This is a genomic window from Jeotgalicoccus sp. FSL K6-3177 (genome assembly GCF_038050175.1).
Taxonomy (GTDB): domain Bacteria; phylum Bacillota; class Bacilli; order Staphylococcales; family Salinicoccaceae; genus Jeotgalicoccus; species Jeotgalicoccus nanhaiensis.
Window position 1 is genome coordinate 833,516 of the sequence record NZ_JBBOSK010000001.1, and the last position, 14,334, is coordinate 847,849.

Genomic DNA, 14,334 nt, shown 5'->3' on the forward strand with positions numbered 1-14,334 from the left:
TGAAACTTAAAGCGTTGAAGGGAACTTCGTTACTGCATAACATTTTCAGAGACTGAGTGATTGGTGCGAACTCAGAATGCAGCAGTAAAGAATCTCATCCCTGAGTGCCCGGCTGAAAAGAAGTAGGCAGGGACGGGTTAAAACTCGTTATTCATTTTAACTGGTTATGCCAGTTGCAGAGGTGTGCACCTGAAGGTGTACGCGAATTTGGGTGGTACCGTGGAAAGCTCTTTTCTCCCCATTGATCATTAGAAAAATGATCTTTGAGAGAAATGAGCTTTTTTATTTTAAGTTTATGCTATAAGGAGGAAAAATTATGAAGGTTGAAGTTGAACACTCACAGGAAGTTATTGCGAATATAAAAACAGGTGCTGACTTATTAGTAGAAGCATTAGCGGAACATGAAGTTGATACTGTCTTCGGTTATCCGGGCGGTGCAGTACTTCCCATTTACGATGCGCTCTACCGTCATGAGAGTTCATTCAAACACATTCTTTGTAGACATGAACAAGGCCTGATCCATGCAGCGGAAGGATATGCCAGAGTAAGCAGCAAGCCGGGAGTCGTAATTGCAACAAGCGGACCGGGTGCAACGAATTTAATTACAGGTATAACTGACGCAATGATGGATTCACTGCCGATAGTTGCATTTACGGGTCAGGTATCGACGAAAGTTATCGGAACAGACGCTTTCCAGGAAGCGGATATCATCGGTTTAACTACTCCGATTACAAAGCATAACTATCAGGTAACAGATGTTAAAGATTTAAAGCGTATTGTTAAAGAAGCTTTCCATATTGCATCTACAGGAAGACCGGGACCAGTTGTAGTGGATATTCCAAAAAATATCTCGGAAGCAGTTGTGGAAGAAGCGTCAGATGATGCGCTCCGCCTGCCGGGCTATCAGCCGACAACAAAACCGAATCCGCTGCAGATCAGCCGTTTGCTTGAAGCTTTGCAAAAGTCGGAACGTCCGGTTGTTTTAACAGGGGCCGGTGTTCAGTTTGCGAAAGCGTCGGAAGAATTGCGGACCTTTATTAAAAAGTATAATCTGCCTGTAGTATCAACTCTGCTTGGTCTTGGAACATTTAATGCAGACGATGAAAATTTCCTCGGCATGGCTGGAATGCATGGAACGTATGCAGCGAATATGGCGATTCACGATGCTGACTTACTGATTAACATCGGTGCCCGTTTTGATGACAGACTGACTGGCAAAATTGCTGACTTTGCACCGCGTGCAAGAGTAGCTCATATCGACATCGACCCGGCTGAGATTGGCAAAAACGTCGAAACTCAAATACCGGTAGTTGCCGATGCAAAAGAAGCGCTCGAACTGTTAAATGCAGGCCAGTGCGAGATGAAACCAATCGACAGCTGGAGACATAAAACCCAGACAGACAAAGAACAGAATCCGCTCTGGTATGAACACAGTGATGAATTGATTTCACCGCAGTGGTTTATCGAACAGGTATATGAAGCGACCGGCGGCAAAGCGATAGTGACGACAGACGTCGGCCAGCATCAGATGTGGAGTGCTCAGTTCTACAAATTTAACCAGCCGAATCACTTCGTCACATCCGGCGGGCTCGGCACTATGGGCTTTGGACTTCCTGCGGCAATCGGTGCTCAGCTGGCTTTCCCTGATAAAACAGTTGTTGCTGTTGTCGGTGACGGCGGCTTCCAAATGACAATGCAGGAGCTGGCCACGCTGAAACAATACAACCTGCCGGTAAAAGTAGTAATCGTCAATAATGAAGCACTCGGCATGGTAAGACAGTGGCAGGAGAAATTCTACGACGAACGCTATTCAGAATCGCTGATGCATACTAATCCCGACTTTGTAAAGCTCGGTGAAAGCTTCGGTGTGAAGTCATACAGATATACACAGGAAGAGGAAGTATCAGGAGAACTTAAAGAGGCTCTTCAGTCGGATGAACCGGTATTGATCGATGCAAGAGTTGTCAAACTTGATCTGGTTTATCCTATGGTGCCGGCAGGTAAAGGAAATCACGAAATGATAGGGGTGAGACCATGCAGCGAGTAATTACATTGACAGTGCAAAACTCAAGCGGGGTGCTGAACAGAGTAACCGGAATGCTTGCCAAACGCGGTTTTAATATCGAAAGCATTACAGTTGGTGCTTCTGAAACGCCGGGCATATCGAAAATGACAATTGTTGTCGATATTGCGAACGATAAAAGCTCGGAACAGCTGACTAAACAGCTGCACAAACAAATCGATATATTGAAAGTCGATGATATAACCGATTCTAAAATCGTCTCGAGAGAGCTTGCTCTTATAAAAGTCGGAGCAAACAATACATCGAGAGGCGAAATCCAGAGTATTATCGAACCGTTCAGAGCACGTGTGCTCGATGTTTCAAGAAACTCACTCATTATAGAAGTAACAGGCAAGCCGGATAAGGTGGATGCGCTAATTGAACTGCTGACACCATACGGACTGAAGGATTTATCCCGCACGGGTGTTACAGCCTTCCGGCGCGGACAGCAAAAAGGTATCCAGGAACTAAAATCATTCAGCGTTTAAAAAAATATTATATATAAAAAGGGAGAAATTAAATTATGGCTAAAGTTTATTACGATAAAGATATCAACACAGGAAGTTTACAAGGAAAAACAGTAGCGATTGTCGGCTACGGTTCACAGGGGCATGCACACGCACAAAACTTAAGAGACTCAGGCTATAACGTAATCGTCGGTCTCCGCGAAGGTAAATCATTCGATAAAGCAAAAGAAGACGGCTTTGATGTAAGAACTGTCGGAGAAGCAGTTAAAGATGCTGACGTAACGATGGTCCTCTTGCCGGATGAAGGCCAGCCGAAAGTATACGAAGCAGAAATTAAAGATAACTTAAAAGAGAACAGTGCCTTAGCTTTCGCGCACGGCTTCAATGTTCACTTTAATCAGATTGTACCGCCGGAAAATGTTGACGTATTTTTAGTAGCTCCTAAAGGGCCGGGACACTTAGTACGCCGTACTTATCAGGAAGAAGCGGGTGTACCTGCTTTATTCGGAGTATTCCAGGACGTATCAGGCAACGCATCGGATGTTGCAAAAGCATATGCACAGGGAATTGGAGCTGCACGTGCGGGAGTACTTGAGACTTCGTTCCAGGAAGAAACAGAAACAGACTTATTCGGGGAACAGGCGGTACTGTGCGGCGGATTGACTTCATTAGTTAAAGCAGGCTTTGAAACTTTAACAGACGCGGGTTACCAGCCGGAAGTTGCATATTTTGAATGTCTTCACGAATTAAAACTTATCGTGGACTTAATGTACGAAGGCGGTATGGAAAATATGCGCTACTCAATTTCCGATACAGCTCAGTGGGGAGACTTTGTCAGCGGACCGCGTGTTATTAATGAAGAAACGAAAGCACGTATGGGAGAAGTGCTGACAGAGATTCAAAACGGCCAGTTCGCCAAAGGATGGATCTTAGAAAACCAGGCGGGACGCCCGCAGTACAATGCAATTAATAACAGCGAATATAAACATCCGATTACGGCGGTCGGCCAGGAACTGAGAGACTTAATGCCGTTTGTTCAAAATCCGATTAGATAAATAATACTGAAGAGAGGAAGGTCAATATGACTGATATAACCGATATTAAAATTTTTGATACCACGCTGAGAGACGGTGAGCAGTCACCGGGAGTCAATTTAAATAAGCAGGAAAAACTGGAGATTGCAAAGCAGCTCGAACGCCTCGGTGTTGACGTTATAGAAGCGGGCTTTCCCGCCTCTTCAGAAGGCGACTTCCAGGCAGTGAAGCTGATCGCAGATACGATTAAAGACTCAACTGTAACTGCACTGGCTAGAACGAAAAAACACGATATTGATCGTGCGTACGAAGCTTTAAAAAATACACCGAATCCAAGAATTCATATATTTCTTGCTACGAGCCCGATTCACAGAGAATTCAAACTGAAGATGGATAAACAGAAAGTCATCGATACATCTGTAGAGATGGTCACCTACTCGAAGAGCATGTTTAATGAAGTAGAGTGGTCAGCAGAAGATGCATCACGTACAGAACTGCCTTTCCTTGCTGAAATTATTGAAGCGGTGATCGATGCTGGAGCAACAATTATCAATCTGCCTGATACAGTTGGCTATACGACGCCGAAAGAATACGGTGAAATGTTTAAATATGTATCTGAGAATGTTCCGAATATAGATAAAGCTATTCTCTCTACGCATTGTCACAATGATCTTGGTATGGCAGTAGCAAACTCGGTAGCAGGTATTGAAAATGGAGCGACACAAATAGAATGTTCCATTAACGGTATCGGTGAACGCGCCGGCAACGCAGCGCTCGAAGAAATTGCAGTGGCACTGCACATCCGCGGAGACTTTTATCCGTATACAACAAACTTAAATTTACAGGAGATTAAACGTTCAAGTGATATTGTTGCCAAACTGACCGGTATGACAGTTCAGCCGAACAAAGCAATTATTGGACGGAATGCTTATGCACATGAAGCAGGAATTCATCAGGACGGCATGCTGAAAAACTCGGAAACTTATGAAATTATTTCACCGGCCCTGGTCGGGGTTTCCGCGGATACAGCAAATACGCTGTTCCTCGGCAAACATTCAGGACGCCATGCATTTAAAGATAAAGTGAAATCATTTAAGGTCGAGCTGACAGAAGAGGAATTGTCTGCAGCATTTAGCAGCTTTAAGGAACTGACGGATCATAAAAAAGAAGTGACTGATGATGATATCTATTCGATTATTATGGAAATCAAGACAGACGCATCTAATATTGAACGCTACGTGTTGGATAATTTCGAAGTGAATTATGAGCAGGACGGACAGACGAAAGCACATATCGATGTTGTCACTCCGGTCGGAGAACATGTATCGCACGAAGTTACTGGTTCCGGCAGTGTTGAAGCACTGTATAAGGCAATCCAGGAAATTCTCAGAGAAAAAACTAACTTACTCGACTACCAGCTCAGCTCAGTAGGCGGAGGGAAAGACGCACTGGCAGAATCCCGTGTGCAGATTAAGATTAATAATCAGCAGTTTTCAGGACGCGGCACAGCTCAGGACGTACTCGCAGCATCGGCAAATGCATATATCAATGCAGTAAACCGCTATTTGATGAGTGAACAGGCGGCAGCACCTGCAGAAAGTGTAAATGCATAAAGGAGATAATCGGCAATGAAAAAACATATAATCACCTTGGCCGGCGATGGTATCGGTCCGGAAATAATGAATTCGGCACAAGCACTGCTGAAAGCTGCAGGAGAAAAATATCAGCACGAGTTTACGACAGAAGCTAAAGATATCGGGGGCATTGCGATTGATAAATATAATAATCCTCTGCCTGATGAAACGATAGAAGCATGTGAAGCGGCTGACGCAATTCTGCTTGGTGCTGTCGGCGGTCCAAAATGGGCTGACAGCAGTATACGTCCTGAGCAGGGACTGTTAAAAATCCGCAAACATTTCAACTTATTTGCAAACCTGCGTCCGGTAACAATATTTGATTCACTCGAAGCAGCATCACCGCTGAAACAAGAAATTGTTCACGGCAGCGATTTGATGATTGTCAGAGAACTGACGGGCGGACTGTATTTCGGGGAACCAAGTGAACGCCGGGACGGCGGACAAAGTGTAATTGATTCATTGACTTATACGCATGATGAAATTGAACGTATCGTTCGCACTGCATTTGATACAGCGATGACAAGAAGAAAACATTTAACATCGGTTGATAAAGCAAACGTGCTTGAATCCAGCCGGATGTGGCGTGAAATTGTCAATACAGTCGGAAAAGAATATCCGGAAGTTACAGTTGAGCACGAACTTGTCGATGCTGCAGCGATGAAGCTGATTACGAATCCATCTTACTTTGATGTCATCGTAACTGAGAACTTATTTGGAGATATTTTAAGTGATGAAGCCTCTGTAATAACAGGATCTCTTGGTGTTCTGCCTTCAGCGAGTTTAAGTGAAAACGGACTCGGACTGTTCGAACCGATTCACGGTTCAGCACCTGATATTGCGGGAGAAAATAAAGCCAATCCAATCGGTATGATGTTATCTGTCGGTATGATGTTTAAGTATTCGTTCGGTCTGCACGAAGAATCAGCAGCGATAGAAAGAGCTGTGAATACAGTGCTGAAACAAGGCTTCAAAACTCCAGATTTGAAAATTGATGGAGCTGAAACGATATCCACGACGGAAATGACGGAAAAAATTATTAGTAATCTATAAAAAAGTTAAAGGAGAAGATTAACATGGCTCAGAAAAAAACTATAATCGAAAAAATCTGGGAACGGCATGTCGTTCATGAAGAAGAAGGCAAACCGGATTTACTCTATATCGATCAGCACTTAATCCATGAAGTGACTTCGCCTCAAGCTTTTGAAGGATTACGCTTAAATAATCGAAAAGTCCGCCGTCCGGATTTAACGTTTGCCACGATGGATCACAACGTTCCGACGAAAAACAGGGAAGATGCTCAGGATGCGATTGCTCAGAAACAAATGGATGCGCTAAAGAAAAACTGTGAAGAATTTGGTATTAAACTTGCCGATATGTATCACCCTGATCAGGGTATTGTCCACATCATCGGACCGCAGCTGGGCTTGACCCAGCCGGGCAAGACAATTGTCTGCGGTGATTCTCATACATCGACTCACGGCGCATTTGGAGCACTTGCTTTTGGTATCGGTACGAGTGAAGTGGAACACGTATTTGCAACTCAGACTTTAACGCAGTCAAAACCGAAAACGATGAACGTCAAAGTTAACGGAAACTTAAGTGTCGGAGTGACTGCCAAGGATTTAATTTTAGCTATTATAGCGAAATTCGGTGTTGATTTCGGGACAGGACATGTCGTTGAGTACACTGGACAGGCGATTCGTGACTTAACGATGGAAGGCCGCATGACCGTATGCAATATGTCAATTGAAGGCGGAGCGCGCGCCGGTCTGATTTCACCGGATGAAACGACAGTTGAATTCCTTCGCGGGCGCCGTTATGTGCCGAGAGATGAAGAAGAATATAAGAAACTTGCCGAAGAGTGGCTGAGCCTGAGTACTGATGAAGGTGCAGAATACGATGCAACGCTTGAAATTAATGCTTCGGAGATAGAACCTCAAGTATCCTGGGGAACAAATCCAAGCATGGTTGTGCCAATCAGTGCAGCGACACCGGTAGTTTCCGAATCGAAAGATGAAGACTCGACGAAACGCGCACTTGAATACATGGGTCTTGAAGAGGGCATGCCGATTACAGATATTGAAATTGATCATGTATTTATTGGTTCATGCACTAACTCCCGTGTTCTGGACTTGCAGCGTGCTGCAGATATTATAGAAGGCAACCGTGTTAAGGATGGCGTTAAAGCTATCGTTGTACCGGGTTCATTCCTTGTCAAGCAGGAAGCGGAAGCGCTTGGCATCGATAAAGTTTTCATCGATGCAGGTTTCGAATGGCGCAACGCAGGATGCAGTGCCTGTCTTGGCATGAATGAAGACACAGTACCGCCTGGCGGACGTTGTGCATCAACATCAAACCGCAACTTTGAAGGCCGTCAGGGTAACGGGGCAAGAACGCATCTTGTCAGTCCTGAAATGGCAGCAGCAGCGGCAATTAACGGCCGCTTTGTCGATGTCAGAAAATATCAGAGCAGAGTAACTGCATAGGAGGATAATTATGGAGGCAATTTCAAAGCATGAAGGGAAAGTATATCCGCTGAACCGCTCGAACGTTGACACGGACCAGATTATCCCCAAACAGTTTCTGAAACGGATCGAACGTACTGGTTTTGGGCAATTTGTCTTTTATAACTGGCGTTTTAATGACGACGGTACGAAGCGTGAAGATTTTGATATGGACGATGCAAAATTCGATGGTGCTTCAGTGCTGGTCGCCGGTGACAACTTCGGCTGCGGCTCATCACGGGAACACGCGCCGTGGGCTCTTTTGGACTATGGTTATAAAGTTATTATTGCTCCGGGCTTTGCGGATATATTCTACTCAAATGCATTTAAAAACGGCATTATTTTAATTAAAATGCCGGAAACGCAAGTAGCTGAATGGCAGGAGCAGGCAAGAAATGGAGATTTTAATATCTCGGTTGATTTAGAAAAACAAGAAATTACAGACAGCAGCGGCAAGACATTGAAGTTTGAAATCCCTGCCTATCATAAAGAAAAATTAATTAACGGCTGGGATGACATTGCATTAACTTTATTAAATGAAGAAAAAATAACAGCTTTTGAGGAGCGTGGTTCTTTGGGAATTCGTTAAACAGTGATTTAGTCAGAGATGCTATGGAATATTTGCGGGGAAATGTGCACAAAACACCAGTGATAACATCACAGACAACAAATGAAAAAACCGGTAAAAATGTTTATATGAAATTGGAAAATCATCAGAAAACCGGAGCGTTTAAATATCGGGGTGCATCGTATAAACTGTCGAAATTAACTCCGGCACAGCTTGAAGCAGGAGTAGTGACTGCATCTGCAGGCAACCATGCCCAGGGCGTAGCCCTTGCTGCGAAAAAATTAAATGCTACTGCGACTATCTTTATGCCGGAAGGTACTCCTTCAGCGAAAGTCGAAGCAACAAAAGGATATGGTGCAGCAGTTAAACTTGTCGGAGCGAGTTTTCAGGAAGCATTTACAGCTTCTCTGGAACATAAAAAGCTGACAGGTGCAACGTATGTCCATCCTTTTGATGATTACGATATTATGGCAGGCCAGGGTTCAATTGGTATAGAAATGCTGGAAGAGATACCCGAGCTCGATACGATAATTGTACCGATAGGCGGAGGCGGTTTGATAAGCGGCATTGCAGTAGCGGCGAAGATGATTAAACCATCTATTAAAATAATCGGTGTGCAGGCGGCAAACGCACCATCGATGTTTAAATCATATTACACAAAAGACGACCATGTAGTGCTTAATAGCTGCAGCACAATTGCAGAAGGCATTGCAGTCAAACAGCCCGGTGAATTAACACAGCAGGCCGTCCGTCAGTATGTTGATGAAATATACTGCGTATCGGAAAGTCAGATTGCTTATGCAATGGTCTACCTGCTTGAACGTACAAAATCACTAGTAGAAGGTGCCGGTGCTACAGCACTCGCAGCACTCTTAGCATTTAATGACAAAATTGACTCCGAGCACACAGGGGTTATCGTTAGCGGAGGCAACCTGGATCTCAGCAAAATGGGAGAAATACAGGCACTTGCCCTGCAGGAAAATCATAAAACAATAACGAGAGAACAAATAACTGTGCTGTAAACTAACAACCCGTCGGTCATTTTCCTTTGTGGATTTGACGGACGGGTTATTTTGATGTTCTTTATATTTTTGAACGCATGAGTAAGCATATCAGTTCCACGGTGGCACAAAAGAAGGGTTTGTGCGCCACCGAAAACTCACGGCGGCGCAAAAGAGGGGTTTGCGCGCCACCGAAAACTCACGGTGGCACAAAAGAAGGGTTTGCGCGCCACCGAAAATCCACGATGGCACAAAAGAGACGCTCGCGCGCCACCGTGATCAGGACTCGTTAAAAACCAAACAAAAAAACGCAAAACCCATCTGGGTTTTGCGTTAATTTATCAGGAGGCTAGTCCTGATGATAGAACTGAGCGAGGTTTTCCATAACCTGTTCAAGGTCTTTAATAAAAGCTTCATCAGAACTGAGTTCTTTATCGCCTGGCTTATAAACCTTGCCGACTAAAAATTCACCTTTTTTAACATCACGCAGTCTGATAAGACCTTTTTCAAGTTCATCATCAGATAGCTCCTTAAGCGGAGTTTTCGCAGGTTTCATATGGTCGAGTGAAATTTGATAGTCTTCCGGCAGATTATCAAATTTCTCTATATTATTCAGCCAGTTCTCTGCCAGCCGCTTTTTATCTTTTGATTCATATATAATACCGTACATGCAAAAAGCATGGCTGTTATATAAACCAATCTGGAAGTGGGGCATCATTTTGTAGCCGCGGGGGTTCGTACTGAAGGCCACCCATGTATCATCGGGAGGGTTTGTCGTCCGCCGTGCGTGTTTTGCTACATGAGCGTATGTCTCGTCTCCGGTCATTTCAGTTAAGTAGGCACTGAAGTGTTCTCCGAGATATTCGAGTTTCGGCCGTGTATTTTCAATCAGGGCTGCCATTCTATTTTCCAGGCTGTCAATATTGAAAACATCAAAGTCCGTTTGTGTAAATGTATACTTCATTAAGGTTGAGCTCCTTTCAAAAGGTCTCTCTTATGATAAAATAAAGTTGGTTAGCAATCAAATGATTGAGGTGGATTCATGGACATATATAACTTTGGCAAAGAATTAATCGTTGAAGCTGGTAAATTTATCGAAATGCGCATGACCAAGGAATTTCAGATCGACAGTAAATCGAATCCAAATGATCTCGTAACAGATGTCGACAGAGAGACAGAACAGTTTTTATATACTAAAATTCTGGAACGTTTTCCGGACCATCTTATTATCGGTGAAGAGGGACATGGACAAAATATACAAGATACAAAAGGCGTCATCTGGATTGTCGACCCCATTGACGGGACTTTAAATTTTGTGCACCAGGGAGAAAATTTTGCAATATCCATCGGGGTGTTTATCGACGGGGAACCATATTGCGGTTTAATCTACGATTGTATGAAACGGGACTTGTATCACGCTAAATATAAAAATGGTGCGTATTTAAATGAACAGGCGCTGCTGCCGGCAGAGAATATACCTTTAAATCAATCTCTCATCGCCATTAACCCGAAAAGAGTACTCGGCGAAGAAACCCGCAGTCCGTTTTTTAAAATTATGGCTGAGTCACGCAGTGTAAGATCGTACGGGTCTGCTGCTTTGGAATTTGCGATGCTTGCAAAAGGACAGATTTCTGCCCTGCTGTTTTTAAGGCTGTATCCGTGGGATTATACAGCCGGTGTAATTATTACCGGAGAGCTCGGGTTTAAAACGTCCGATTTGTATGGAAGAGAGCTGCCGCTCTTAAGCTCATCGAGTGTAATCAGCGGCAATCCCAAAATCCATTCAGAAATACTTGAATATTTTACCGGCGATAAAAGACTTTACGAATATCATGAGAAAATTCATGGTTCGTAATAGTACAGTTGGGAATGTTTTGATGTTTTCGTAAAAATTTTACCGACATATTTTAACAAAGCGTAATTGCTGAGCGGGACATTGATATGTTGCTTAATCTGTTTTTTAGTATACGGCTGTGAAATATTAAGAAGGTTCAGCATATCAAAATAATCGGTAAACATCTTTTCGATATTATGGATAGCATGACAGGACTCACACATTATTAATTTGCTGCTGAGGAGTTCAAGGCTGAACTCCAGACAGCCGGTGCATTTGAATCCGTACGAGAAATCATTTGCAGCTGCGCTCGAAACTGCCGTACGGGCTTTTAACTTTTCAATTCCGGGCGCGGCTGCTTTTTTCTGATAACAGCACTGTGTTCAATCGCTTTTAAATAATAAGGCAGATTTTTAAGGGATAGAAATTGATCGGACGGCCGTTTAGCGAGTTTGAAAGTTTCGTTCATTACGACGTGTTTAATAATAATCGGGCGCTGGAAATGACCTTCATCAACAAGTGTTTCCTTAAATTTTTCGTAAACTTTCGCAGTCCGGTTTAAATCGTAGACAGCTTCGTAATTGCTGTCGATTAAAATATTAAATGGATTAATAAAATGTTCGCCGGCGTAGTTGTGCAGAATGAAAAGGTAATAGCAATATTCCGTTGCAATCAGCACATTAATCAGTTCATGGTCAGTGCCTACGGTTATTTCGCAGTGCCAGAACAGCTCCATATTTACTGTATTGATTTGACGCAAATATAAATCAAAATGTTCTTCCAAAAGATCCATCCGCTGCATTGCTTCGTATTCTTCAGTTTCGTCATCGCTAAAAGGCAACCGGTTATACAGAAACTCGTAAACTTTTAACTTTTCATTTTTTTGTCTCACAGCAAAGCTCCTTTAATGAATGATAAATTCATTATTGACCGGTCTTAATTTGCCGTCAAAAAACGATAATTTAAAAAATGCTAAAAAAATACAACAGATTTCCCTATTATTCCAATACAAATAAGGAAATCTGTTATAATAAATAAGCAGTTAAAGCAAAACTGAAGTTAGAGCCAGCCATTTTCACGATACTTTTTCTTCAATGTGAAACCAGTGCCGAAAATGGCGATAAACACTATAACCGACAATACTGCAAGTATGATCATTTCTTCGGCAATGAAAATCGAAAATGCAATCATCATTGAAACTGCCAAGACAGCAAGTATTAAAAATACAGCCTTTGATTTTTTCTTTTCCATAAGTATTCCCCTAAAAGTCATTTGTCTTATTTCGAATTATATCATAAAAATAATATCCTTGAATGTTCAGATTGGTAAAAAATGTGGTATACTGTTACGGTTATAAAGATATTCTATATACGAAGGGAAAATCCTCTTGATGAACCTGAGAGAAAACATTAGAAACATAGCAATTATTGCACACGTAGACCATGGTAAAACGACATTAGTAGACCAGCTTTTAAAACAGTCTGGTATTTTCCGTGAAAATGAACACGTTGAAGAACGTGCCATGGACTCGAATGATATTGAACGTGAACGCGGAATCACAATACTGGCGAAAAATACAGCGATTGATTACAAAGATACGCGTATAAATATTTTAGATACACCGGGCCACGCTGACTTCGGCGGAGAAGTAGAACGTATTATGAAAATGGTTGACGGGGTAATTCTCGTTGTCGATGCATATGAAGGTACGATGCCTCAGACGCGTTTTGTTCTTAAAAAAGCTTTGGAGCAAAACTTAAAACCGGTAGTAGTAGTTAATAAAATTGATAAACCGAGTGCGCGCCCTGAAGAAGTAGTGGACGATGTGCTTGAACTCTTTATCGAACTTGATGCCAACGACGAACAGCTTGAATTCCCTGTTGTCTATGCATCTGCAATGAACGGTACAGCAAGCCGCGAACCAGGTGAGCAGGAGGAAAACATGCAATCCATTTACGAAACTATCGTAGACTATGTTCCTGCACCGGTAGACAACAGCGACGAGCCGCTTCAATTCCAGGTATCATTACTGGATTACAACGATTACGTTGGACGTATCGGAATCGGACGCGTTTTCCGCGGAACGATTAACGTTGGTGAGACAGTTTCATTAATTAAAATCGACGGAACAATTAAAAACTTCAGAGTATCGAAAATTTTCGGTTTCCTCGGTCTTAACCGGGTGGAAATTGAAAGTGCGAAAGCGGGAGACCTTATCGCAATCAGCGGTATGGAGGATATTAACGTCGGTGAAACGATTACGCCTACAGATGCTCAGGAAGCACTGCCGGTTCTTCATGTTGACGAACCGACATTGCAGATGACGTTTGCTGTTAACAACTCGCCGTTTGCGGGACGCGAAGGCAAGCACGTTACGGCAAGAAAAATTGAAGAGCGTTTGAATCTTCAATTAGAAACAGATGTATCACTGCGTGTAGACCCGACAGACCAGCCGGATGCCTGGAGAGTTTCAGGACGCGGTGAGCTTCACTTATCGATCCTTATTGAAAACTTAAGACGCGAAGGATTTGAACTTCAGGTATCAAAACCGGAAGTTATCATCCGTGAAATTGACGGTGTTCAATGTGAACCGTTCGAACGTGTACAAATTGACGTACACGAAGAAAATACTGGCAGTATTATCGAATCAATGGGTACACGTAAAGGTGAGATGCTCGACATGGTCACAACAGGCAATGGACAGACCCGTCTGACATTCCTGATTCCTGCGCGCGGACTTATCGGCTACCGTACAGAATTCATGTCGATGACACGCGGCTACGGTATTATTAACCATACTTTTGAAGAGTACCGCCCACTGGTTAAAGGACGCATCGGAGGCAGAAGAAACGGAGTTCTTGTTTCAATTGATAAAGGTGCTGCGAGCACGTACTCAATTCTTGCACTTGAAGGACGCGGAACGAACTTTATGGAACCTGGTACTGAAGTATACGAAGGTATGATTGTCGGAGAGAACTCACGCGAAAATGACCTTGCCGTTAATATTACTAAAGTGAAAGCTGCCAACAATATTCGTTCAGCAACTAAAGAGCAGACAACTACAATGAAAAAACCGAGATCACTGACTCTGGAAGAAGCACTTGAGTATATTAACGAAGACGAACTTGTGGAGATTACTCCGGAAACAGTTCGCATGCGCAAGAAAATTTTAGAGAAAAATGCACGTGAAAAAGCGTATAAAAAAAGTAAGTAATAAAAGCGAAGTG

The 14,334-nt window shown here is 43.1% G+C and carries 13 protein-coding genes and 1 other annotated feature; of the genes, 10 read left to right on the forward strand and 3 right to left on the reverse strand.

Annotation, left to right across the window (positions count from 1 at the left end; all coding sequences use genetic code 11):
- Window positions 1-5: 5 nt before the first annotated feature.
- Window positions 6-244 (forward strand) — a binding site (T-box leader).
- Window positions 245-316: 72 nt separating this feature from the next.
- The 8 genes from ilvB to MHH58_RS04240 are packed head-to-tail and all read left to right on the forward strand — an operon-like array spanning window position 317 to window position 9,294.
- A complete protein-coding gene (gene ilvB / locus MHH58_RS04205; RefSeq protein ID WP_135095824.1) occupies window positions 317-2,047 on the forward strand; it encodes a biosynthetic-type acetolactate synthase large subunit in 1,731 nt (576 codons plus the stop codon).
- Window positions 2,035-2,550: an acetolactate synthase small subunit gene (ilvN, locus tag MHH58_RS04210; protein ID WP_135095822.1), complete on the forward strand. Its 516-nt coding sequence runs from the start codon at window positions 2,035-2,037 to the stop codon at window positions 2,548-2,550. The genes ilvB and ilvN overlap by 13 nt, the downstream gene beginning before the upstream one ends.
- 35 nt (window positions 2,551-2,585) lie before the next feature.
- The gene (gene ilvC / locus MHH58_RS04215) at window positions 2,586-3,584 is read left to right on the forward strand and encodes a ketol-acid reductoisomerase (RefSeq protein ID WP_135095820.1); all 999 of its coding nucleotides are present in this window, start codon (window positions 2,586-2,588) and stop codon (window positions 3,582-3,584) included.
- A 35-nt stretch (window positions 3,585-3,619) separates the two neighbouring features.
- On the forward strand, window positions 3,620-5,176 hold the full coding sequence (locus MHH58_RS04220; protein ID WP_135096337.1) for a 2-isopropylmalate synthase: 1,557 nt from the start codon (window positions 3,620-3,622) through the stop codon (window positions 5,174-5,176).
- A 15-nt stretch (window positions 5,177-5,191) separates the two neighbouring features.
- On the forward strand, window positions 5,192-6,250 hold the full coding sequence (leuB, locus tag MHH58_RS04225) for a 3-isopropylmalate dehydrogenase (protein ID WP_135095818.1): 1,059 nt from the start codon (window positions 5,192-5,194) through the stop codon (window positions 6,248-6,250).
- A 23-nt stretch (window positions 6,251-6,273) separates the two neighbouring features.
- Complete coding sequence (gene leuC / locus MHH58_RS04230) at window positions 6,274-7,686, forward strand: 3-isopropylmalate dehydratase large subunit (protein WP_135095816.1); 1,413 nt, start codon at window positions 6,274-6,276, stop codon at window positions 7,684-7,686.
- Window positions 7,687-7,696: 10 nt separating this feature from the next.
- A complete protein-coding gene (leuD, locus tag MHH58_RS04235) occupies window positions 7,697-8,293 on the forward strand; it encodes a 3-isopropylmalate dehydratase small subunit (RefSeq protein WP_135095814.1) in 597 nt (198 codons plus the stop codon).
- Window positions 8,294-8,316: 23 nt separating this feature from the next.
- Window positions 8,317-9,294: a threonine/serine dehydratase gene (locus MHH58_RS04240; protein WP_341345120.1), complete on the forward strand. Its 978-nt coding sequence runs from the start codon at window positions 8,317-8,319 to the stop codon at window positions 9,292-9,294.
- Between the two features lie 328 nt (window positions 9,295-9,622).
- On the opposite strand, the gene MHH58_RS04245 is transcribed toward MHH58_RS04240, so the two are convergent.
- Window positions 9,623-10,237, reverse strand: a complete 615-nt coding sequence (locus MHH58_RS04245; RefSeq protein ID WP_341345121.1) for a YktB family protein — start codon at window positions 10,235-10,237, stop codon at window positions 9,623-9,625.
- Window positions 10,238-10,315: 78 nt separating this feature from the next.
- On the opposite strand from MHH58_RS04245, the gene MHH58_RS04250 reads away from it, so the two are divergent.
- On the forward strand, window positions 10,316-11,128 hold the full coding sequence (locus tag MHH58_RS04250) for an inositol monophosphatase family protein (protein WP_135095808.1): 813 nt from the start codon (window positions 10,316-10,318) through the stop codon (window positions 11,126-11,128).
- A 310-nt stretch (window positions 11,129-11,438) separates the two neighbouring features.
- On the opposite strand, the gene MHH58_RS04255 is transcribed toward MHH58_RS04250, so the two are convergent.
- Together MHH58_RS04255 and MHH58_RS04260 are read right to left on the reverse strand one after the other, a co-directional pair.
- A complete protein-coding gene (locus MHH58_RS04255) occupies window positions 11,439-11,999 on the reverse strand; it encodes a hypothetical protein (protein ID WP_115885692.1) in 561 nt (186 codons plus the stop codon).
- A gap of 167 nt (window positions 12,000-12,166) precedes the next feature.
- Window positions 12,167-12,358, reverse strand: coding sequence for a DUF5325 family protein (locus MHH58_RS04260; RefSeq protein ID WP_115885693.1), 192 nt, complete (start codon window positions 12,356-12,358; stop codon window positions 12,167-12,169).
- Between the two features lie 136 nt (window positions 12,359-12,494).
- Here MHH58_RS04260 and typA point away from each other — a divergent pair, with 136 nt between their 5' ends.
- Window positions 12,495-14,321 (forward strand): translational GTPase TypA, encoded by a 1,827-nt coding sequence (gene typA, locus MHH58_RS04265; protein WP_135095804.1) that lies wholly within the window; start codon window positions 12,495-12,497, stop codon window positions 14,319-14,321.
- The last annotated feature ends 13 nt before the right edge of the window (window positions 14,322-14,334 follow it).